The 23,023-nt window shown below is 67.8% G+C and carries 17 protein-coding genes, 1 tRNA gene and 1 riboswitch; of the genes, 12 read left to right on the forward strand and 6 right to left on the reverse strand.

Annotated elements, in window-relative coordinates; all coding sequences use genetic code 11:
• The first annotated feature begins 53 nt into the window (after positions 1–53).
• The 12 genes from WFI54_RS08175 to WFI54_RS08230 all read left to right on the forward strand — a co-directional run bounded on the left by WFI54_RS08175 (position 54) and on the right by WFI54_RS08230 (position 16,107).
• A complete protein-coding gene (locus WFI54_RS08175; RefSeq protein WP_336652300.1) occupies positions 54–1,667 on the forward strand; it encodes an ABC transporter substrate-binding protein in 1,614 nt (537 codons plus the stop codon).
• Between the two features lie 63 nt (positions 1,668–1,730).
• Positions 1,731–2,681, forward strand: a complete 951-nt coding sequence (locus WFI54_RS08180) for an ABC transporter permease (protein WP_336652301.1) — start codon at positions 1,731–1,733, stop codon at positions 2,679–2,681.
• Positions 2,682–2,686: 5 nt separating this feature from the next.
• Complete coding sequence (locus tag WFI54_RS08185) at positions 2,687–3,673, forward strand: ABC transporter permease (RefSeq protein ID WP_336652302.1); 987 nt, start codon at positions 2,687–2,689, stop codon at positions 3,671–3,673.
• The gene (locus WFI54_RS08190) at positions 3,670–5,394 is read left to right on the forward strand and encodes an ABC transporter ATP-binding protein (RefSeq protein ID WP_336652303.1); all 1,725 of its coding nucleotides are present in this window, start codon (positions 3,670–3,672) and stop codon (positions 5,392–5,394) included. The genes WFI54_RS08185 and WFI54_RS08190 overlap by 4 nt, the downstream gene beginning before the upstream one ends.
• On the forward strand, positions 5,391–7,082 hold the full coding sequence (locus WFI54_RS08195; RefSeq protein WP_336652304.1) for an amidohydrolase: 1,692 nt from the start codon (positions 5,391–5,393) through the stop codon (positions 7,080–7,082). The genes WFI54_RS08190 and WFI54_RS08195 overlap by 4 nt, the downstream gene beginning before the upstream one ends.
• Positions 7,083–7,091: 9 nt before the next feature.
• A complete protein-coding gene (locus WFI54_RS08200; protein ID WP_336652305.1) occupies positions 7,092–9,197 on the forward strand; it encodes a bifunctional lysylphosphatidylglycerol flippase/synthetase MprF in 2,106 nt (701 codons plus the stop codon).
• 27 nt (positions 9,198–9,224) lie between these two features.
• Positions 9,225–9,932, forward strand: coding sequence for a DUF1345 domain-containing protein (locus WFI54_RS08205; protein ID WP_336652306.1), 708 nt, complete (start codon positions 9,225–9,227; stop codon positions 9,930–9,932).
• A gap of 47 nt (positions 9,933–9,979) precedes the next feature.
• Positions 9,980–10,126, forward strand: a riboswitch (FMN riboswitch).
• 66 nt (positions 10,127–10,192) lie between these two features.
• Positions 10,193–11,347 (forward strand): bifunctional diaminohydroxyphosphoribosylaminopyrimidine deaminase/5-amino-6-(5-phosphoribosylamino)uracil reductase RibD, encoded by a 1,155-nt coding sequence (locus WFI54_RS08210; RefSeq protein WP_336652307.1) that lies wholly within the window; start codon positions 10,193–10,195, stop codon positions 11,345–11,347.
• Positions 11,348–11,349: 2 nt separating this feature from the next.
• A complete protein-coding gene (locus WFI54_RS08215; protein ID WP_336652308.1) occupies positions 11,350–12,021 on the forward strand; it encodes a riboflavin synthase in 672 nt (223 codons plus the stop codon).
• Positions 12,018–13,289 carry a 3,4-dihydroxy-2-butanone-4-phosphate synthase gene (gene ribB / locus WFI54_RS08220; RefSeq protein WP_336652309.1) on the forward strand — a complete coding sequence of 424 codons (1,272 nt, stop codon included), beginning with the start codon at positions 12,018–12,020 and terminating at the stop codon, positions 13,287–13,289. The genes WFI54_RS08215 and ribB overlap by 4 nt, the downstream gene beginning before the upstream one ends.
• Before the next feature lie 79 nt (positions 13,290–13,368).
• Positions 13,369–13,866: a 6,7-dimethyl-8-ribityllumazine synthase gene (gene ribH / locus WFI54_RS08225; RefSeq protein WP_336652310.1), complete on the forward strand. Its 498-nt coding sequence runs from the start codon at positions 13,369–13,371 to the stop codon at positions 13,864–13,866.
• Between the two features lie 237 nt (positions 13,867–14,103).
• Entirely contained in the window at positions 14,104–16,107 is a 2,004-nt protein-coding gene (locus WFI54_RS08230; RefSeq protein ID WP_442918622.1) for an ABC transporter ATP-binding protein, read from the forward strand.
• Positions 16,108–16,230: 123 nt separating this feature from the next.
• On the opposite strand, the gene WFI54_RS08235 is transcribed toward WFI54_RS08230, so the two are convergent.
• The 6 genes from WFI54_RS08235 to WFI54_RS08260 all read right to left on the reverse strand — a co-directional run bounded on the left by WFI54_RS08235 (position 16,231) and on the right by WFI54_RS08260 (position 22,896).
• Positions 16,231–17,109: a hypothetical protein gene (locus WFI54_RS08235; protein WP_336652311.1), complete on the reverse strand. Its 879-nt coding sequence runs from the start codon at positions 17,107–17,109 to the stop codon at positions 16,231–16,233.
• Positions 17,106–18,722: a polysaccharide deacetylase family protein gene (locus tag WFI54_RS08240; RefSeq protein WP_336652312.1), complete on the reverse strand. Its 1,617-nt coding sequence runs from the start codon at positions 18,720–18,722 to the stop codon at positions 17,106–17,108. Before WFI54_RS08240 ends, WFI54_RS08235 begins: the two co-directional genes overlap by 4 nt.
• 83 nt (positions 18,723–18,805) lie before the next feature.
• On the reverse strand, positions 18,806–19,897 hold the full coding sequence (locus WFI54_RS08245; RefSeq protein WP_336652313.1) for an acyltransferase family protein: 1,092 nt from the start codon (positions 19,895–19,897) through the stop codon (positions 18,806–18,808).
• Positions 19,898–19,991: 94 nt separating this feature from the next.
• Positions 19,992–20,063: transfer RNA gene (locus WFI54_RS08250), tRNA-Thr, on the reverse strand.
• 77 nt (positions 20,064–20,140) lie between these two features.
• Positions 20,141–21,724 (reverse strand): alpha/beta hydrolase, encoded by a 1,584-nt coding sequence (locus WFI54_RS08255; RefSeq protein WP_336652314.1) that lies wholly within the window; start codon positions 21,722–21,724, stop codon positions 20,141–20,143.
• Entirely contained in the window at positions 21,721–22,896 is a 1,176-nt protein-coding gene (locus tag WFI54_RS08260) for a DNA polymerase III subunit delta' (protein WP_336652315.1), read from the reverse strand. The genes WFI54_RS08255 and WFI54_RS08260 overlap by 4 nt, the downstream gene beginning before the upstream one ends.
• Positions 22,897–23,023: the final 127 nt, after the last annotated feature.

The following is a 23,023-nucleotide window of genomic DNA, read 5'->3' on the forward strand; positions in this document are numbered from 1 at the left end:
CACCAGTGCCTCCCCGACCACACATCATCAACTCCGCAGAAGGAGCACCATCCATGCTGACCACAGCACCAGCCCTCCGGCAACGCCACAGCGCCCGCCGTCCGATCACCGTCGCCGCGGCACTCACCGCAGGCGCCCTGCTCCTCTCGGGCTGCGGCGCATCAGGCGGCGGTGACGACGCCACGAAGAACATCGTGAACGTCGTCACCCCGGCACAGCCCGAAAGCCTCGACCCGCAGATCGCCACCGACTCGATCATGGCGGAGATCACCCTCCCCGTGTACGAGACCCTGCTCGCCGCCGACGCCGAACTCCAGCCGCAGCCGATGCTCGCCGAATCCTTCGAACGGAGCGCCGACGGCCTCGAATACACCTTCCGCCTGCGCGAAGGCGTGCAGTTCCAAGACGGCAGCGCGCTCGACGCCGATGACGTGGTCGCCTCAATGAACCGTTGGGATCGCGTCTCGATCGCCGCTCAGGAAGCCTTCGCCGGGGCAGAATGGACAAAAGTCGACGATCTCACCGTGAAGCTCACCGTGCCGAGCGCGAGCTTCCTGCACCTGCTCTATCTCTCAAACGTCACCACCGCCTACGCCGCGATCATGCCCTCCGAGGTCATCGACAAAGTGGGCGACGAGCCGATCTCCGACGTCGCCGACATCATCGGCACCGGGCCGTACCGTCTCGCGAGCTGGGATGCCGACCGTGAGATCGTCATCGAGAAGTGGGACGACTACCAGTCGCGAGACGAAGCATCGAGCGGCTTCGCCGGGGCGAAGCACGCAAGCCTCGACAAGGTGGTGTTCAACTTCGTGTCCGATGCATCCACCCGGGCCATGGGCATCCAGTCCGGCCAGTACGACGCAACCACCGAACTCCCCTTCGACAGCCTCGACCAGTTCTCCAACGACCCCAATCTCGTGCTCGACACTTACCTCGTCGGCCCGATCAACCTGGTCTACAGCGACGACCCCGCGAGCCCCTTCTCGAACGTCACGAACCGGCAGGCGGTGAACACCGCCCTCGATCGCGACCCGATCATGCTCGCAGCGGTCGGCTCGGAAGAGCTCTACGACCTCGTGCACCACAACATGACCCGTGAGCAGCAGGCGATCTGGGATACCGAAGTCGGGAAAGACGGCTTCAACGTGCACGATGCGGCACAGGCGAAGGAAATGCTCGCGGAGGGCGGCTACACGGGAGAGCCCATCACCCTCCTCGCGAACAAGGACTACACCGAGGCGTACAACTCGGCCGTCGTCGTCGCAGAGCAGCTCAAGGCGATCGGCATGGACGTCACCCTCGACGCCTACGAGTGGGGCGCCTTCAGCGAGAAGTGGCGCGAGGCCCGCGACGAATGGGATCTCGTGGTGTTCCCGTTCAGCACCGAGGTGGATCCGACCCAGACGATCGGCTTCCTCCCCGACCGCGCCGGCTACTTCGACGGCCCTGAACTCCAGAGTCTGCTCACGCGCTTCCGTGCGGCACCGACGCAGGCCGATGCGAGCGCGATCTACGACGACATGCAGGCGTACGTCGAGAAGACCCGCCCCATGAGCCGTATCGGCGACGCGCACAACGTCTACGCCGCGAACAAGGATCTTGACCTGCCCTGGTTCCACGAGCACTTCGTGTGGTGGAACGCCGGCTGGAAGCAGGCCGACTGACCCGGTGCCGGGCCGTTCGCGGCCCGGCACCCCACCCCCACCCGTTCCTCTCACGGAAATCGCATGCTCACGTTCATCTTCAAGAGGCTGCTCAGCCTCGTCCCCGTCCTCTTCGTCGTCTCCGTGGTGATCTTCTCGCTCATCCACCTCACCCCCGGCGATCCCGCACGCCGCATTCTCGGCCAGAAAGCCCCCGACGAGCAGGTGGCGGCGCTGCGCGAAAGCATGGGTCTCGACGAACCCGTCATCACCCAGTACCTCAACTGGGTGGGCGGGGTGTTCCGCGGGGATCTCGGAGATTCCTACTTCCTCCACAAGAGCGTCGTGCAGGCCATCAGCGACAACGCGGTGCCGACCGTGCAACTCGCAGCAATCGCCATCATCGTAGCGATCCTCCTCTCCGTGCCGTTTGGCACCCTCGCCGCCCGCTACCGAGACGGCTGGCTCGACCGCTCGCTGCTCGGTTTCACCCTCGTCGGCATGACCGTGCCGAGCTTCGTGCTCGCCCTCGGCATGATGCTCCTCTTCGGGCTCGCACTGCGCTGGCTGCCGGTCTCCGGGTACGTGAACCCGTTCGACAACTTCAGCGACGGCATCCGCACGCTCATCATGCCCGGCATCGCGCTCGGCGCGATCACCGCAGCGATCATCACGCGCACCACGCGCGCCGCAGTGCTCGACGTACTCAACGCCGACTACATCGACGCCGCCCGTTCGCGAGGCGTGCTCGAACGCCGGCTGCTTTTCTCCCACACCCTCAAGAACGCGAGCCTCCCCGTGCTCACCATCGTCGGGCTCTCGCTCGGCGGGCTCGTCACCGGCGCCGCCGTCACCGAAACCATCTTCAACATCCCAGGGCTCGGACAGCTGCTCGTCACCTCGATCTCACGCCGCGACTACCCCGTGATCCAGGGTGTCATCCTGTTCGTCACCCTCATCTACCTGCTCACAAATCTCCTCATCGACCTGCTCTACGGCATCGTCGATCCACGGATCCGCGTCGGAAAGGCCTGACACCGATGACCGATCACACCCCTCGCACCGGCCAGGCCTCGGTGCCGAGCACTACGATGCTCTCCATGCGCCCGGCCCCGCCGGCCCGTATCTCGCTCTGGCAGCGCATGCTCGCGAACACCGGGCTCATGTCAGGCATCGTCATCGTGCTCGCGATGTTCCTCCTCTCCGTCGTGCTCCCGCCGCTCCTCCACCTCGACCCCTTCGCGGTGGATCCAGCGGATCGCCTCGCCCCGCCCTCCGCCCAGCACCTCTTCGGCACCGACAATTTCGGCCGAGACCTCCTCGCCCGCATCCTCTCCGGCGCCTCCACCTCGCTCCTCGTCGGCTTCGTCGTCGCACTGGTGAGCGGCGTGCTCGGCGCGATCATCGGTGTGCTCGCGGTGTTCTCGAGCGTGCTCGACGCAATCCTCATGCGCATCTGCGATGGCCTCATGGCGATCCCCGCGATCCTTCTCGCGGTCGCGCTCGCTGCGGCGCTCGGCCCCAGTGTGACCAACCTCATCATCGCGCTGACGATCGTCTACACCCCGGGCACCGCCCGGCTCGTACGCTCCCGGGCGCTCGCAGTGCGCTCGGAAACCTTCGTCACTGCAAGCACGATGCAGGGCGGCAGCATGCTCCACGTCATGCTCAGACACATTCTCCCCAACACCCTCTCCGTGCTCGTCGTGCAGGCCACCTTCACCTTCGCCGAGTCGGTGATCACCGAGGCCGCCATGAGCTTCCTCGGCGCCGGTGTGCCCGCCCCGCACGCGAGCTGGGGCAACATCCTCTACGACGGGAAATCGGTGATCATGCAGGCCCCGCAGATGATTCTCATCACGAGCGCCTTCCTCATCGTGACGGTGCTCGCGCTCAACCTCATCGGCGACGGCCTCCGCGACCTCGTGGATCAGCGCTCCCGCGCACTCGTGGCTCGACCCGGCATCTTCGCCAGGCTTGCCGCCGTCGTCACCCCGGGCCGATTCCGTCAGGAGAACCAGCGATGACCACGCCCTCTGCAGCTCCGCTGCGCTTCGAAGACCTCACCCTCGACATCGACACCCCGCAGGGCGTCGTGCACGCGGTCACCGGCGTCTGCTTGGATCTCGCCCCTGGCGAGATCCTCGCGATCGTCGGCGAGTCCGGCTCAGGGAAGACGCTCACGGCCCGTGCCGCGCTCGGCCTCCTCCCTCCCCGCACCCGCGCGCACGGCGCAGTCATTCTCTCCGGCACCGATGTGCTCACCGCCGACCCGCAGCGTCTCAGGGAGCTGCGCGGCGGTGAGGCCGCAATGATCTTCCAGGAGCCGTCGACCGCCCTCAACCCGGTGTTCCGCATCGGATGGCAGATCGAAGAGGGGCTCCGTGCGCACGGTATGAGCGACCGGGCCGAGCGACGCGCACGCGCCATCGAGATGCTTCGCGCGGTCGGCATCCCCGATCCTGAGCGCCGCATCGACGATTACCCTCATGAGTTCTCCGGCGGGCAGAAGCAGCGCATTGTCATCGCCACGGCGCTTGCGCTTCGCCCTGCGGTGATCATTGCCGACGAGCCGACGACAGCACTCGATGTCACCGTGCAGGCCGAGATCCTCGATCTGCTGCGCGCCTGCCGCGACGATTTCGGGGCCTCGATCGTGCTCATCACCCACAATATGGGCGTGGTGGCCGACATCGCCGACCGAGTCGCCGTGATGTACCGCGGCGACCTCGTCGAAGAGGCGCCCGTCGATGAGCTGTTCGCCGCGCCCCGCGAGGTATACACGCGCGAACTACTCGCAGCGGTGCCGCGCCTGGGCAGCGGGCTGGGCCCAGACGGCACCGTGCGGGTGGCGCCTGCGCACGACACGGGCATCCCGTCGGCCGAGGGCGCAACATCTGAGCCGGCGGTCAGGCTCGACGGCCTCGACATCGTCTACCGCGGAACCTTCGGCAGGAACCCTGTTCGCGCGGTGCACGGAGTCGATCTGACGATCGGGCGCGGCGAGGTGGTTGGGCTCGTTGGCGAGTCCGGCTCGGGAAAATCGACCATCGGGCGCGCGATCGGCGGGCTTGAAACGATCGCTGCGGGGCATCTCGAAGTGCTCGGGGCAGATCTCGCGCGGACCCGCGGGCGCGCGCTCCGTGCGCTGCGGCGGCGGATCGGATTCGTGTTCCAGGATCCGGCCGCGTCGTTCAACCCCTTCATGACCATCGAGGAGTGCGTCATGGAGCCGCTGCGCATCCACCGCAGCCCCGGCGGGCGGGCGGCGCATCGGGCGCGCGCAGCCGAACTGCTCGACGCGGTTGAACTCCCCGGCTCGTATGCCACGCGATACCCGTTCGAGCTCTCAGGCGGGCAGCGTCAGCGGGTGGGGCTCGCCCGCGCGCTCGCCCTGCACCCAGAACTCGTCATCGCCGACGAGCCGACCTCAGCGCTTGACGTTTCGGTGCAGGCGCGGGTGCTCGAGATCTTCTCGACGCTGCAGCGCGAACTCGGCTTCGCGGCGCTGTTCATCAGTCATGACCTCGCAGTCGTCGAGATGCTCGCCCACCGCGTGGGAGTGCTCTGCTCGGGCGAACTCGTCGAGATCGGGCGCACAGAACAGGTGCTGCACGCACCAGAACATCCCTACACGCAGCGGCTCATCGCCGCGGTTCCGGTACCCGACCCCGAAGTGCAACGGAGACGACGTGCCGGGGCGGGCGACCCCGCGCATCCGCTGCTCATCGAGGAGGCTCAGGCATGAACACGCAGCTGACGGCCGGCTCGCACCCCGCAGAGGCGATTCGCGCCGATCTCGTGATTCTCGGCGGCAGGGTGCACCGGGGGCTCGCGCCCGAGGCGTCGCAGGGCGAAGCACTCGCCGACGCTGTCGCCGTGAGCGGGCGCCGCATCGTGGCTGTCGCTTCGCGGGCCGACGCCGCAGGCTGGGACACTGCCGACGCTGAGGTGATTGATCTCGGTGACGCCACGATCACCGCCGGTTTCGTCGACGCCCACGTGCATCCGCTCTCCGGAGCAGAATCCCGGCATGAGGCGCTGCTGCTTCACGACTGCACCTCGATTGAGGATGTTGCTGCACGGCTCGCCGCATTCGCTGCGGATCGCGGGCCAGACGAGTGGATCCGCGGCTTCGGCCTGTCCTTCGACCTGTTCGTGGGCGGCGAGGTATCGAACGCGCCCTTTGCGGAGGCCTTCGGCGGCCGCCCCGGCTATCTCCTCCTCTTCGACGGCCACTCGGTGATCGCAAGCCCCCGCGCCCTCGAACTCGCAAGCATCGACGGTCCCCGCGACTTCGGCAACAATTCCTCGATCGAGGTCGACGCCGCAGGCGTGCCCACCGGATACCTCATCGAATCAGACGCGGAAATGCTCGTGACCGAGCTGTTTCCACGGATGCCCTTCGCCGAGCGAGTCGAAGCGGTGCGGGCGAAGCTCGCCGAGTTCGCAGCGACCGGCTACACCTCCCTCCACCAGATGAACATGGAAGAAGGCGACATAGACGTGCTCCGCGCCATCGAGGAGACCGGCGAGCTTGCCGTGCGCGTGCGTGTGTCGCCTCTGTGGCGGGCGACAGACCCCTGGCACGCCACCTTCGAACGCATGCTCGCACTGCAGGGTCTCGCTGGCAGGCGTTGGCAGGTCGAGGGCGTGAAGTTCATGCTTGACGGGAGCATCGACAACGGCTCCGCGTGGCTCTTCGAGCCGGATACGCGCGGCGGCGGCGGGGAGCCCTACTGGGTGCCGAGCGCTACCTTTGTGCGCACCATCCACGCGCTGGCCGAGAGCGGAGTGCCAACAGCAACCCACGCAATCGGCGACCGCGCGGTCGAGTTCGTGCTCGACACCGTCGCTGCGATACCGCCGCACGCACCGAAGGTCACCCACCGCATCGAGCACATCGAAACGATCCCTGACAGTCTCGTGCCGCGTTTCGCGGAGCTCGGTGTGCCCGCAAGCATGCAGCCGATCCACGCCTTCACCCAGCGAGCCGACGGCTGCGACATGTGGACCACGCTGCTCGGTAGGGGCAGCGAGCGCGCCAAGCACGGGTGGCGGATCGCGGATCTCGATCGCGCGGGAGCCACTGTGGCGCTCGGCTCGGATTGGCCAGTCGAAGAGTTCGATGCTCGGCGCGTGTTCGCGGCGAATGTCACCCGGAGGCGGCACGGATCGGAGCGTCCGGCTGTCGATCCGCATCAGGCATTGAGCCCTGAACGCACCCTCGCCGCGATCACCAGAAACTGCTGGACCGCGATCGACCGCGAGGGCGAGGGGGTGGTCGCCCCCGGCGCGATCGCAGATCTCGCGGTGTTCGCCGTTGATCCGCTCAGCGATGACCCTGACCGCTTTGCTGAGGGCGAGGTGCTGCTCACCGTCGTCGGAGGTCGTGTTGTGCACCGGGCAGAGGCGCAGCTTCGCCCCGAATCATAGACTGGGTCCATGACCGAGGATGACTCCCGAAACCGCATCGTTGCGGTGATCAGCCGCACCCCGTTCACCATTGCGTTCACACTCGCGCTCCTCGTGATCGCAGCGGCCACAGGCACACTCTTCACCCCGGCCTCGCAGCAGCCCTGGTATCCCCAGGTCGCCACGGGCATTCCGTCATTCGCCGACGGCCGGTGGTGGACCGTCTTCACCTCAGCATTTTTCGTCGATCATCCGCTCGTGCTCATCACGCTGCTGCCGCTCGTGCTCGGCGGGCTCGGCTGGGCGGAGTGGCGATTCGGGTCGCTGCGCACGATCGGCCTGTTCGCGGCGGGCCACCTCGTCGGAGTGCTCGGGGCGGCCGGCATCCTCGCACTCGTTGCGAGCACCGGCTGGCCCTGGGCGGTAGGCCTCACGAGGGTCTACGATGTGGGCCCGTCCTGCGGCGCCCTGACCGCGCTGGTCTTCGCGATCGCCACGCTGCCGGCTCCGTGGCGCCTGCGCGCCCGCATCGCGGTGGGGTTGTGGACCGGCATTTCGGTGCTCTACCTGGGCCATCTGCACGATCTCGAACATGCGGTCTCCATGGCAGCAGCGCTGGCGGTGAGCGGCTGGCTGCCGGCTTTCCGTCGCCGGGCGGGGCGGCCGAGTCAGCGCGAATGGCGGCTGATCGCGCTGTCGCTGCTCATCGCGATCGGCGCGATTCAGGTGCTCGATCTGATGGTTCCCTACAACGGGCCGCTCGGAGCGAACGATCCGATTGCGTCGTTCACCGATGTGACGATCGATGTGGTGGTGATCGCGCTCATCGCAAACGGTATTCGGCAGGGCTATCGCCTGGCCTGGACCATCGCGATCGTGCTCGGGGTCTTCAACGTGGTCACAGCGGCAGTGGTGCTGCCGCTGCTGCCGCTGCTCGTCGAGCAGGGCGTGCTCAGCGCCCCTTCGGAAGTCGTCGGTCTCGTGCTCGCGCCGGCCTTGTTCTGGCTCGGGCTCGTGCTCTTGCTCGTGCTGGCGCGGGGTGCGTTCCGGGTGCGGCTGCGCAAGTCCAATAGGCGGCTCGACGCGCAGGCGCTCAGCCGGCAGCAGCTCATCGAGCGGTTGCAGCACAGCGGCGGTGGCACGATCTCATGGATGTCAACGTGGGAGGGCAACCGGCGCATCGCTTCTGGTGAGGTCGGCGCTATCGCCTACCAGTCGCACTCGGGGGTCGCGATCATGCTCGGCGACCCGATCGTGCCTGCGGGTGAAACAGGCGCGGCGCTCGCCGATTTCGCGCGGGTGACCCAGCAGGCTGGGCTGATCCCGTGCGTGTTCTCGGCGGGTGAGGAGGCCGCTGCGGCGCGGCCGGAGGGGTGGCGCTCGGTGATCGTAGCGGAGGACACCATCGTCGATCTGCCGGGGCTCGCGTTCACGGGCAAGGCTTGGGGTGCTGCGCGCACTGCCCTCAATCGTGCCGCCCGCGAGGGCGTCGAGTTTCGCATGGTGCGGCTCGCCGAGGAACCCTGGAACGTGCTCGCTCAGGTGCGCGCGATCTCGGAGCAGTGGACGGGCGACAAGGGGCTTCCCGAGATGCGGTTCACGCTGGGTACTGTCGATGAGGCGCTGGATCCCGAGGTGCTCGTGGGCATCGCCGTCGACGGGCGGGGCGACCTGCACGGCGTCACCTCGTGGCTGCCGGTCTACGGGCCTGCCGATCCTGCGACCGGCGAACCACGCATCGTGGGGTGGACTCTCGACCTGATGCGTCGCCGCGACGGCGGATTCGGCCCGGTCATGGAGTTCTTGATCGCCGCGTCGGCGCAGCACCTGTCGGAGCAGGGCTACGAGTTCATCTCGCTCTCGGGCGCCCCGCTGGTGCGCCCGGCCGAAGCGGAGGCCGGCCCGGTGGATCAGGTGCTCGAGCAGATCGGCGGCCTCATCGAACCGCTCTACGGATTCAAGTCGCTGCACCGTTTCAAGCAGAAGTTCAATCCGCGCCACGAGTCGCTCTATCTGCTCTACCGCGATGAGGGTGATCTGCCGCGCATCGGCATCGCACTCACTCGCGCCTATCTGCCCGATGCTTCGCTGCGCGATCTGGTGGCCTCGGCTGCTTCGGCAGGGAAACCGGCCTGAGCCGCGGCCACCCCCTACAGTTGGATCATGGCTGACCCCCGCAACGCACGCGCCAGCATCGGAGCTGCCCTCAGCCTCGTCGGCGAGGTTGTCGGTGCGCTCATGCAGCTGCTGCTCATCTGGCTCGCCGCCGCAATCGTGTGGAACGACGACGGCCCCGACAATGGCACTCTGCTGCGCATCTTCTGGTGTCTCTTCGCGACGCTCTATCTCGGTGCCACCGTCATCTCGCTCAATGTGCTCGTCAGGCTCGATGTTCCTGATCCGCGAGCGACGCGCATCCTGGTGGGGCACCCGGTGGCGCGAGCGCTCGCCACGGTACTCACCTTTGGCGCGAGCCTGCTCGGCCTTACCGTTGCGATAGACCTCATCACTGCGCTCGGCAGTGGGCAAAGCGACACCGTGGCCGAGTTCACTGCGATCTGGTCGATGCTGCTGTCGTGGGCGATGTTCAACTGGGGGTACGCGCGCATCTACTTCTCGCGCTACCATCGCGAGGCGGATCCGCCCCTCGTCTTCCCGGGCTCCCCGATACCGCGGCTCGTCGACTTCGTCTACCTGGCGTTCACGAACGCGACCACGTTCGCGGTTTCGGATGTGCAGGTGCAGTCGACGCGCATGCGGTGGACGATCGTGTGGCACACCACGCTCGCGTTCTTCTTCAACGCGCTCATCATCGCGCTGGTGATCAATGTGATCACGCGGGGCGACCTGCTCGTCGATCTGCTCGACTAGTGCCATCCCCGCGGGGGCGAATCCCACCGGGAGCGAGTACAGTAAGAGGCGTGTTCCGGGGTCGGTGAGAATCCGAACCGGCGGTGACAGTCCGCGAACCTCGCACCCGCGAGGCCGAACCGGTGAAATTCCGGTGCCGACGGTGATGGCACGGCGGTTCGCCGCCTGTCGAGTCCGGATGAGAGGAACGCTGACCTCCGCTTCGCGCGGAGGCGTTTTCAGCACCCCGGATACGCGTCATAGAGCGAACGGGGGATCGAATGCTCGAGCAGGTGCTCCTCGAAGACGCGATGCGTCGCGCCCTCACGCTCGCACGCCGCGGCCCCGCCGACAACCCGAACCCGCAGGTGGGTTGCGTGCTGCTCGACCCCGCGGGGCGCATCGTGGCTGAGGGCTGGCATCTCGGATCCGGCACTCCGCACGCCGAGACCGTCGCACTCGCTCAACTGCCCGCTGAGTGGCGGGAGCGGGCCAGCGAGCTCACCGCTGTGGTCACCCTCGAACCATGCAATCACACGGGCCGCACAGGCCCCTGCGCAGTCGCACTGCTGGAGGCCGGGATCGGGGCGGTTGCCTACGCGGTGAGCGATCCGGGCGAGGCATCGGCTGGGGGCGCGGCGCGATTGCGCGCGGCGGGGGTCGAGGTGCGCGGCGGGGTGCTGCCCGGCGAGGCCAGGATCGTGCTCGCGCCGTGGCTGGCACGACAGGCCGCTGCGGAGATGGCGGATCGCGAAGCCCCGAGCAGCACACCGCAATCGGGCGGCGGATCAGCGCTCCCGCGCCCGCACGTCACTGTGAAGTGGGCGCAAACCCTCGACGGCAGGGCTGCCGCGGCCGACGGATCGAGCCAGTGGATCACCGGCGTCGACGCGCGAGCTGACGTACACCGGAGGCGCGCAGAGGCTGATGCGATCCTCGTCGGCACCGGCACGTTGATCGCCGATGATCCCGCACTCACCTCCCGCGCCGAACACGGCGGCCTGCTGGTGCCTGCTGAGCAGCAGCCGATCCCCGTCGTGCTCGGCCACCGCGCCATCCCTGCCGAGGCGCGGGTGATGCAGCACCCCGCACTCGTGGCGCACGGCCTCGACGCCCCGATCACGCTGCGAGGCGATGACCTCGCAGCCGATCTCGCAACGTTGCACGCCGGCGGAGTGCACCGCCTCTTCGTGGAAGGCGGGCCCACGGTCGCAAGCGCGCTCATCGCAGCGGGCCTCGCCGATGAGGTGCTCATCTACCTGGCACCGGCGCTGCTCGGCGGGCCGCGTCTCGCGCTCGGCGACCTCGGCATCGCCGATATCTCCGGCATCAAACGGCTGCGCATCTCACACACGAGCCAGCTCGGTGCGGATCTGCTCATCAAAGCCACCCTCGACGCTTCGCACACCGCATCGGCCCCCACGAAGGAGCACTAACCATGTTCACCGGACTTATCGAAGAGATCGGCGAAATCATCGCCGTCGAACCGATCGGCGACTCGATCCGCCTCACCATCGCGGGCCCGCTCGTCACCAGCGACGCCGAGCACGGTGCCTCGATCTGCGTGTCGGGCGTGTGTCTGACAGTCGTGGAACAGGGCCGCGCCGACGCAGACCCAGGCTCCGGCCGGGGCTGGTTCGCCGCTGATGTGATGCAGCAGTCGATCCGCATGTCGACGCTCGGAGAGCTGCGCCCGGGCAGCCCCGTCAACCTCGAACGCGCGGTGCGCGCCGATACCCGTCTCGGCGGCCACATCGTGCAAGGTCACGTCGACGGCACGGCCACGCTGCTCTCCACGACGGAGCACCCCGCCTGGCGCACGCTGCGCTTCTCGCTGTCGCCGGAGCTCGCTCCGCTGCTCGTCGACAAGGGGTCGGTGACCCTGTCAGGTGTTTCGCTCACCGTCTCGGCCATCTCAGACCCGCCCAGCGCAGGCGTGCCCGCCGACGCTCAGTGGTTCGAGGTGTCGCTGATCCCCGAAACGCTCACCGCGACCACGCTCGGTTCTCTTGAAGCGGGCGACCGCGTCAACGTCGAAACCGATATTCTCGCGCGCCATCTCGCGCGCATGCACAGCTTCTTCACCACGACCGGAGGAACCCCAGCATGACCACCACAACGCCCGGCATCAGCAGCATCGAAGAGGCTGTCGCCGCTATCAAAGCCGGTCGGCCAGTGATTGTCGCCGACAACGAGAACCGCGAGAACGAGGGCGACGTGATCCTCTCGGCAGAGCTCGCAAGCCCCGAGTGGATCGCGTGGACCGTGCACTGGTCTTCCGGCCTGCTGTGCGCCCCGATGACCAATGAGGTTGCCGACAGGCTCGATCTGCCGATGATGGTCGACCGCAACGAAGACGTACGCGGAACGGCATACACGGTGACCGTTGACGCCGCGCACGGCGTCACCACGGGCATCAGCGCGAGTGATCGTGCCACGACGGTGCGCGCCCTCGCCAACCCCAACGCGGTGCCGAGTGATGTGCGTCGCCCCGGCCATGTGCTGCCGCTGCGCGCCGTTGACGGGGGCGTTCGCGCTCGCGACGGGCACACCGAAGCAGGCGTGGAGCTGATGCGCCTGGCCGGCCTGAGCCCTGTCGCGGTGATCGGCGAGATCGTCGCTGCAGACGGCGAGATGATGCGCCTCCCCGCACTGCTCGAACTGGGGCAGCGTGAGAATGTGCCCGTCATTACTATCGAGCAGCTCATCGCATACCTCAACGAGCATGATCCTGTCGCCACCCCGGCACAGCAGGTGCAGCACCGCAGCGTGAGCCTGCGCGCCGAAACCCTGCTGCCCACTGTGCACGGCGACTTCCGCACCCGTGCCTACCGCGATCGTCGGCTCGGCATCGACCACCTCGCGCTGATCGCGCCCGGCCCGGACGGCTCGCTGCCCGGCAAAGAGGCGCTCGTGCGGGTGCACTCCGAGTGCATCACCGGCGAGGCCTTCGGCTCGCTGAAGTGCGAGTGCGGCCCGCAGCTCGATGCAGCACTCGACCTCGTGCACGAGCGCGGCGGCATCGTCATATACCTGCGCGGGCATGAGGGCCGCGGCATCGGCCTCGCCAACAAGCTGCGGGCCTACCAACTGCAGGAACAGGGCATCGACACCCTCGACGCCAACCTGCAGCTGGGGCTGCCTGCAGACAGCCGCGACTACACCGCTGCCGCCGAGATCCTCGCCGAGATCGGTGTGGAGCGGGTGCGCCTGCTCACCAACAACCCCGAGAAGGTTCGGCAGCTGGAGGAGCACGGCATCGTCGTCTCCGAGCGGGTGCCGCTGCTCGTGGGCGTCACCGAGCAGAACATCGGCTACCTCAACACCAAGCGCGACCGCATGGGCCACGAACTGCCCGCAGAGGTGCGCGAACAGTAGCCAGCGGCCGCCACGCCCGCCGCACCCTGGTGCGGCGGGCGCATCCCGATCCTGAAACCCACAACCCAAGGAGCGCCCCATGAGTGGAGCCGGAGCCCCCAACCTCACCGTCGACGCGAGCGGATTGCGCGTTGCCATCATCGCCGGCAGCTGGCACGACGAAGTCATGGCGCCCATGATCGCCGACGCGCAGACCACATCAGCGGCCGCCGGCGCAGAGCACGCCCTTTTCCGAGTGGCCGGCGCATTCGAACTGCCGCTCGCCGCGCAGACCGCACTCACCCCCGTCGAGCAGGGCGGCGGTGGCTTCGACGCAGCCGTCTGCCTCGGCGTGATCGTGCGCGGTGGCACCCCGCACTTCGACTACGTGTGCAACTCCGTCACCGACGGTCTCACGCGGGTGCAGCTCGACACCGGCCGCCCCGTCGGCTTCGGCGTGCTCACGACCGACGACGAGCAGCAGGCACTCGACCGCTCGGGCCGCCCCGGCGCCCCGGAGTCGAAGGGCCGCGAGGCTGCTGAGGCCGCACTGCATCTCGCGATCACCACGCGCACCATCGCCGCTACCGCCCTCTAGACGCCGCGATCCGCCTGCCCGTCCGACGCAGCCGCCGCAACCCTCCGCGATCCGCCGCGATCCGCCTCACCCAGCATCGAGGTCACCCGTGTGGCCCTTTCGGCCGCCCCCAAAGGGCCCCACGGGTGACCTCGATGCACACAGCATGCGGGCGAGGCGGGTCGCCCTCGGGCGGGGGTCGCGCATGCGCGGCGCGGGCGGGTTTTTTGTCAGCCGAGCTGGCCTAGAGTGGTGGCCGTGGCTGGCACATCTGATGAGACTTCTCCCGGCACCGCACGCACCCGGCAGCGGGGGCGCCCCGCAGGCTCCTTCCCTCGCGGGCCCCGCGCTTCGCTGCGGCAGCTGATCCCCTACCTGTTCGAGCAGCGCGGCCCCCTCGCCCTCGCCATCGCACTCGGTCTCGTGGGGGCCGTGGCCTCACTGGTGCAGCCGCCGCTGCTGGGCCAGGTGATCACCCGTGTCGAGGGCGGTCAGTCGCTCGGCGGGTTGCTCGCGGTGCTCACCGCTGTCGTGATCCTGGGTGCGGTGCTCGGCGGTCTGCAGCACTATGTGCTGCAACGCATGGGCGAGGGCATCGTGCTGACGAGCCGCCGCCGTCTCATCGCGAAGATCCTGCACCTGCCCATTTCGCAGTTCGACAGGCGCCGCACCGGCGACCTCGTCTCCCGCGTCGGCAGTGATACCACGCTGCTTCGGGCGGTGCTCACACAGGGACTTGTCGAAGCCATCAGCGGCATGCTCGTCTTCGTGGGTGCGCTCATCGGCATGCTGGTGATCGATCCGATGCTGTTCGGGATCACCTTCGGTGTGATTCTCGCCGCCCTCTTGGTGGTGGTGCTTGTGTCGAGCCGTATCAGGCCGGCAGTTGCGAAGGCTCAGGAGAAGGTCGGTGATCTTGCCGCGCAGGTGGATCGCACCATCTCGTCGATCCGCACCATCAGAGCTGCTGGTGCGGCCGAACGCGAGCAGCGCGTCACCGAGCGCGATGCTGAGGAAGCGTACCTGCTCGGGGTGAAGGTCGCGAAGATTTCGGCGTTCATCGTGCCTGTGTCGTTCCTCGCGATGCAGCTGTCGTTCCTAGTGGTGCTCGGACTCGGCGGCTATCGGGTTGCGACGGGGGCCATTACGATCGCGCAGCTGGTCACCTTCATCATCTTCTTGTTCCTGATGGTGATGCCACTGGGGCAGGCCTTCGGGGCGATCACCGCGATCAATCAGGCCCTGGGGGCGCTGGGCCGCATCCAGGAGATCTCCGAGCTTTCCACCGAGACCGAGCATGACGCCGAGCTTTCGCCGCTCGGCCGCATCATGCCGCTCGAATCGTCGAGGCGCGAATCCGCCGCGGCGATCCGCTTCTCCGAGGTGCGCTTCACGTACCGCTCAGCTGCTCCGGCCCGGGCCGACGCCCGCGATCTCGTGCGCGGCGGGCGCGGCGCCCGGCGCGATGCCGAGGCTGCGCCCGCCGAGATCATCGAAACACCGGTGCTGCACGGCGTGAGCTTCGAGGTGCCTCGCGGATCGCGCGTCGCTCTCGTCGGCCCTTCAGGTGCGGGTAAGTCGACGCTGCTGGGGCTCATCGAGCGCTTCTATGACCCTGACGAGGGTGCGGTGTCGCTGTTCGGTGCGGATCTGCGCACCCTCGACCGTTCCGAGGTGCGCGCGCAGATGGGGTACGTCGAGCAAGACGCACCCGTGCTTGCGGGCAGCCTGCGCGACAATCTGCGGCTCGGCGCCCCCGACGCCACCGACCACGCCTGCGAACGCGTGCTGCGAGCCGTAAACCTCGGCGGGCTTCTCGACCGTTCGGCCGGGCGAACAACCACTTCGCTGCCCGCTGCTGAGCTCGGCGAAGTCCCACCGCTCTCCGAGGCAGAACTCGCCCGCGCGCTCGATCAGCAGGTTGGTGAGAACGGCATCATGCTGTCGGGTGGGGAGAAGCAGCGACTCGCGATCGCGCGGGCGCTGCTCACCGCTCCCCCGATCCTGCTGCTCGACGAGTCGACGGCCAGCCTCGACGGGGTGAACGAGCGGCTGATGCGCGATGCACTCGATTCTGTTGCGACCGGGCGCACACTCGTGGTGATCGCGCACCGCCTGTCGACGGTGGTCGACTCCGACAAGATCATCGTGCTCGACCAGGGCCGTGTCGTCGGCGAGGGCACGCACGCCCAGCTACTCGACACAACACCGCTCTACCGCGAACTCGCCAAGCACCAGCTGCTGGTCCCGTCGGAGGGATAGCGGCGGGAACGCCGCTGCGGAGGTGAACACGGCGAGGCCTCGCAGCGAGGGAGACCTACCGCTGGGCTTGCCCAGCCCCGGTCTCACCACGACCGTGGGTTGGCGCATCGGCTTCGCTGCGGGCTACTGCGCCTTGATGCTCTCCAGCAGCGCTGAGAACGCCGGACGGTAGCGCTCGAGCGGCTGGCCCCCGGTGCCGCCTGCGGCTGCACCCGCTATGTCACTCCCGGTGTGGGCAGCGGTGTCGGCCGCGGTCTTGCCCGCGGCGCTACCGACGGCTTCGGCTCGCAGCGTGACCCAGCCTGACCCGGTATCGACAACCGCGGCGATCCCCCCATCGGAGTCAAGGTGCTGCACTTCGAAGCCAGACGCAAGGGTCTCACTGCGCACGGCCGCATCGCCGCTGTCACCGGAACGAACCCCACTTCCAGCATCCGCAGCATCGCCGGTCTCTGCCCCGTCTCCGGGAACCGCCCCACCCCCCGAATCGGCGCCGTCACGAGCATCCGCCCCGCGACCACCAGATGCATCGCTCTTGGACACTGACTCTCGCAGCCAGGCGCGCGCTGCGCGCTCGCTCCCCGGGCTCAGCACCTCAACCTCGACGCGCATGCCGTGATCGGGCGACAGCAGCAGCAGCCCGTTCGACTCCCCCAGCAGCACTGACCAGTCATGCAGCGGCGGCAAGGGCGGCCACTCCACGATCTCGCGCACGAGCGGCTGCACCACCCAGCCCTTGGCCGGCACGAGCTGCACCCCACCGCCCACCTCAGAGGCAGCCTCGCCATCGGCTGATACCGCCTGCGCACTCGCGTACTGCTCGGGAGCGAACGTGACCGCGTAGGCGGCAGCCGCGACAAGGAGCGCCAGCACCGCGAACAGCACCGATACCACCCAGACGCGGGCGCGTGACGGACGCCGCTGCCCTTGCTCGCGCGGCTCTTCCGGCCCGGCGGTCACCCGCACCGTCGCGGTGCGCGACTCCTGGCTGCGGCGGCTCATCGTCGTGTCACCCTTCCACCCGGCACCTGGCCGCCGAACAGTTGATCGACAGTCACCAGCGTGAAACCCCGATCGCGCAAGCCCCGCAGCACCACCTCAGCACTGTCGACAGTCTCGGCGTGCGAATCGTGGAAGAGAATGATGTCGCCGGGAGCGGCGACGCCTACTGATCGCTGCACGAGTTCTTCACGGCCCGGCTTTTTCCAATCGAGCGTGTCGATCGACCACAGAATCGCCGGCTGCCCTACAGCGGCGAGCACCCGCTCATTCACCGCACCGTAGGGCGGGCGGTAGGTGGTGATGGTGCGCCCTGTGACCCGTGTGAGCATCGCCTCGGCGTCGAGCACCTCCGTGCGAGCTTTGTCAGGGCTGACCGTTGTGAGGTCGGGGTGGGTCATCGTGTGGCTGCCGATGCCGTGCCCCTCAGTGGCGACGCGCTGCGCGAGTTCGGGCTGCGCGCGCACGGCGGAACCGATCATGAAGAAGGTGGCCGCCGACCGCTCAGCGCGCAGAGTGTCGAGCAGCCGCGCGGTGTGCTCGGAAGGCCCATCATCGTAGGTCACCGCCACGCAGGCGAGCAGGCTGCAATCGACCGGTTGATCAGCCCGCCAGGTCGGCATCCCCACGAAAGGTGCGCCCCGACCGGCCTGCATCTCAACCCCGAACGGGCTCAGCCACGCTGCCAGTTGCTCGCCGCTGATGTCGACTGTCGTGACAGCGTCTGTGGCTTTCATGCCGAGACCGGCCAGCTCGGGCGCGCTGATGCCGACAGGCAGCACGACGCTGGCACCGCTCTCGGTGAAACGTGCCGAAGCAAGCGCGCGGCGGGCGAGCTGCAGTTGCGCATCATCGGGCGCAGCGACAGGGGCCGCGCTCAGCCCTCCGGCTTGCCGCCGCAGCAGCTCGACGGTGCTCGTCCACATCTGGCCAGGAGCCTCAGCACTCCACAGATCGCCTGACTCGTGCACCTCGCCCGTCGCCACATCGGCGTAGAGCGTGACCGCGCTGTCGCTCGTGACACCCTCGGGGCCGCCCACGACAGTTCTCGCGGTCACCCCGACGATCGAACCGAACGCCGTGGTGATCTCGCAGACGAACGAGGTGCCTGCTCCGGTACCATCAAGCGGGCCCGTCAACGGATCGGCGAGCAGCTGTGCCGCCGGCCGACTCGCCGAACCAGGCACGCAGCCGCCGTGCGACAGCCCTGCCGCAACCGGGAACACCTCAGGCGCAATCGCGGTGCCCGTCGCGGCAATAGCGCCGTGCAGCAGTTCAATCATGCGCTCATTGAAGCGATGCCATCCGGGTATCTCGACGTAGCGCGCCTGCAGGCGAGCCCGGTCATTGCGCAATCGCCGCTCGATGAAGCCGAGATCCTTCCCACCGATCGCGGCCATTCCATCAGCAACCACCGAACCCGCGCTGCCACCCGTGGCCTCGTCAGCCACCACCAAGCTCACCCCCGCAGCCGAGGGCCACTCCGGGGGCTGCCACCCGGCGACAGGGGCGATCTGTGCACAACCCGCGAGCAGCGCCACCACGACCGTGCCGCAGACGAGCCGCATCGCACGCACAGAACGCGCGTTGCGCCGATCTCGCTGCTGCCGATGCACGGTGACCTCCTCTGCGATGCCCGTGCTCCGAACGTACCGCGACCCACGGACATTTCTCGCACGCGGCACGCGAAGACACGCCGCTACGGGCTCCGCAGCAGCCAGTCGACACGCGGTTCGATCACCGGTCGAAACACGCGCGCGATCCACATCAGCGAGAACAGCACCGCGAGGGCAACCCCAAACGCCACAAGCACCAGCAGGCCACCAGCATCGGCCATCGCGTCGACCGCTCCGCTCTCACGCAGCGCCCACACCACGGGGCCGTGCAACAGGTAGACGTAGAGCGTGCGCGCGCCCCACACCGTGATGATGCTGCGACGGCGCGGCGTCACCACGAGCATCGCCAGCGTCAGCGCTGCCGCCAAGACCAGCAGCGCCGCAGTCACCGCCATACCCCCGAGCGACACCCACACCCACGCGCTCGGCTGCCAGTCGCCGAGCGGGGCTCGCTCGAACAGGGTGAGGTAGTCGTCACGCCAGGTCAACCAACGGTCGATACGCCAGATTTCTCGCAGCCGGGGAGTGAGGGCCAGCAGGAACGCGAGCGCCCCGAACAAACCCCACGCCGCGAGGCGAGCCCACTTTGCTGGGTGCACGAACCACTCGCCGTCGAGCCAACCGCGATCCTTGATCAACCAGCCGGCCACAAAAAACGGCAGAAACACTAGCGTGCGCGACGCGGAGAATGCCGTGCCTACCGCGGGCAGCAGCCCCGACCCCAACGCCAGCACAACCGAGAACAGCAACGGGTGCCGAAGCTTCGCAATGTAGGGCAGCAGGATCCGCATCGTCACCAGCGAGACCAAGAACCACAACGTCCATGCGGGATTGACCAGAAAGCCAGCCCCCGGCTCCTGGCCCGTAACCGTGAACCTGATTCCCGCCCAGATGCCCTCCCAGAGCAGCCAGGTAGCGAGCAACTGCACGGTTGAGGCGAGCGCCTTCGGAGTGATCTCCGGCTTCGAAAACAGCCCAGCCAGCAATATCATCGCGGGCATGTGGAACAGGTAGATGAAGGTGTAGAGGGCGAACCCCTCAGCGGAGTCGGTGCGCACCGTCGAGATCATGTGGCCTACCACGACGAGCACGATCAGCAGAAACCGCGCGTTATCCCAGTACGCGATACGCGGCTTCGACGCGCCCGGCGAGGCAGCAACAGCTGGTTCGTTCACGCCACCAGCCTACGCGGCGCAAAGCGGGGCGAAAGCTGCTGGGAGCTTCCCGGAAACGGGAACAGCCCCCGCCGAAGCGAGGACTGTCGATGAGAGCCGCCTGTCGGATTTGAACCGACGACCTGTTCTTTACGAGGGAACTGCTCTACCCCTGAGCTAAGGCGGCCTGGTGCGGAATTGCTCCCGCACACAAGCGCCTACTTTACCACAAGCGCGCAGCCCGATTCGAGTCGCGCAAGACCGCTACGAACAGAGCGGATCCTGCTTCGGCACGACCCCCTTGAGCAGGTAGGCATCGACCACATCGCGCACGCAGTCGCTCTCACCGTAGGCGGTGTGGCCCTCGCCACGGTAGGTGACAAGCACACCACTCTCGAGCTGATCGGCGAGCGATTCGGCCCAACGATACGGGGTCGCCGGATCACCAGTGGTGCCCACCACAAGAATGGGCGCAGCACCGGCAGCCGTCACCGGTAGGCGCTCAGACACGCCCTGCACCGGCCATTCGGCGCACGCCAGGTCGCCGAAGCCCTGGAAACGCCCGATCGTGGGCGCGATGCGGTCGAGTTCTGCCGCATCAGCCCGCATGCGGTCCCGGTCCAGCTCTGCTGTGGGGTAATCAAGGCAGTTGATCGCCGAGAACGCCTCGGTCGAGTTGCTTGCGTACTCGCCGCCGACCCGGTCGTAGTAGAAATCGGCGAGCGACAGCGCCACCTCGGCGTCGCCCTGTTCTGCTGAGGCGAATAGCTGATCGAGGTAGCCCCAGTTGCCCTGCGAGTAGAGCGGCGTGATGATCGCGGTGAGCATCGTGTTCGCGCCGACCATGCGGCCGTCTGCTCCCTTGAGTGGCTTCGCGTCGACTCTGTCGAGAAGCGCACCGATACGTTCCATCGCATCGTCGACGCTGCCCGTGAAGGGGCAATCCTTGCGCTGCAGACAGTCGGTGAGGTATGCCCGCAGGGAAAGTTCGAACCCGCGGGTTTGCTCGCGCACCACGTCGGAGAGGGATGCCGTTGGGTCCATCGCGCCGTCGAGCACAAGACGGCCCACGCGCTCAGGGTAGGCGTCGGCGTACCGCGCACCGATGTAGGTGCCGTACGAGAAGCCGAGGTAGTGCAGCTGCTCGTCGCCGACGATGGCGCGCAGCATGTCGAGGTCTTGCACGGTGTCGGCGGTGCTCACATGGCCGATGAGGTCTCCGGTGCCCTTCTTGCAGGCTTCGCCGAAGGCGCGAGACTCTTCGAGGGCGGCGTCGATCCAAGCGTCGTCTCCGCGCACGGGCTCAGCCCCGGGCTCAACCCCGAAGAGGAAGTCGTCCATTCCGGCTGCGTCGAAGCAGCGCACCTGCGTCGACTGCCCCACTCCGCGCGGGTCCCAGCCGATGATGTCGTAGGCGCGCTGCACCTCGTCTGGCACGGCGTAGTCGAGGCTCTCGGCCACGTAGTCTGCCCCCGAGGCGCCCGGACCGCCGGGATTCACGAACAGGGTGCCGATGCGGTTGTCTCCCGTGGCAGGGTGCTTCACGAGTCGCAGCGTGATCGTTTCGCCGCCGGGATCGCCCCAGTCCAGCGGGGCATATACGTCGGCGCACTGCATGCCGTCGCCGCAGGGCGACCAGGCGGGCTGCTGAGCAGCGAAGCCCTCGACACCGCCGCTCGGGCGTTCAGGCAGTTTGACCGCCGGCGATCCGCCGCCGAAGAACGACATCAGGGGGCTGCAGCCCGTGAGCAGCAGTGATGCTGAGAGGATCGCCGCGGCCACTGCGCGGCCCGCAACCCGACGAGCGGTGCGGCGGGCTGCTGCGCTCCCCGCGCTGCCGGCGCTCATGCCCTCGCTCCTGCCTGAAGCGCCGCACCACTCGGCACAGGTGTGACGATCGCGGCGAACAGTGCTTCGAGCACGAGCCCTGGCGTGATGCCGCGGGTGAGACGCTGCCGCGCGGTTTCGACTGCGGTGACCATCGCGAGCGCCCGCGTGGGCGACCACCGTTCAGCGAGCTCTGCGATGCGCTTCGCGTGCTCGCGGTTGATGAGCTCGGGTTCTGCGCCGAGGGCCACGAGCAGCACATCTCGGTAGAGCGAGAGCAGGTCGGTGAGAATGCGATCGATGCCGTCGCGCAGGCTGCGGGTGGCCCGGCGTTTCTGGTCTTCTTCGAGCGCGCGCACCTGAGCGCGCATCTGAAGCGGGATCGCCGCGCCGGGTGCGAGCCCCAGGCTGCGCAGGGCTTCCTCGCGTTCGCGGGCGTCGAGCTGCTCGGTGAGCGCTGCGGCGTCGGCCTCAGCAACCTTCACGAGTGATGCGGCTGCGCGCATGGCATCGCCCAGGGTGCTAATCGAGAGCGCCACTTCGAGGGAACGCTCGCGACGCGCCATCGCCTCGGGGTCACTCGCAAGCCGGCGGGCCATGCCGATGTGGCTCTGAGCCAGACGGGCCGCACGTTCGGCTGCGGCGACGTCGATGCCGTCGCGTTCGTGGAGCAGTCGCGCAATGTCATCGGGGCTGGGGGTCACCAGGCGCAGCGAGCGGGTGCGAGAGCGGATCGTGGGCAGCAGATCGGCCTCACTGGGTGCGCAGAGCACCCAGATGGTGCGCTCCGGCGGCTCTTCGAGGGCTTTGAGCAGCACGTTCGAGGTGCGCTCGGGCATGCGATCGGCATCTTCGATGACGATCACCCTGAACCGCCCTTCCGCGGGCGCGTAGTGCGCGGTGGTGACGATTTCGCGGGCGGCCTTGATATCGATGAGCAGCTTCTGCGTGGTGAGCACCCCCAGGTCGGGGTGGGTGCGGGCTCGCACCTGCTCGAACACGATCTGGCGTTCGGCCTCGGTGCGCGCGATGAGTGCGGCGGCGAAGCGGAACGCGAGGTTGGAGCGGCCCGATCCTGGTGGGCCTGTGATGAGCCAGGCATGCGCGGGAGGCGCGGCGGCTGCGGGATCGGAGGCATGCTGCAGCGCTCGCACCGCATCGGCCTGACCGACGATCTCTGACCAGAAGTTCACTCCCACAGGCTATCGCGGGCCTCCGACAGAGAACTGGGGTTCAAAAATTCACCCTTTTCCGTTCTGTACCCCACCCGCGGGTGAAAGGACGGGTGAAGTTCGATGCTTTTCGCACCTGTGCGAAATC

The sequence above is a fragment of the Leucobacter sp. MMO-125 genome, assembly GCF_037148395.1.
GTDB lineage: Bacteria > Actinomycetota > Actinomycetes > Actinomycetales > Microbacteriaceae > Leucobacter.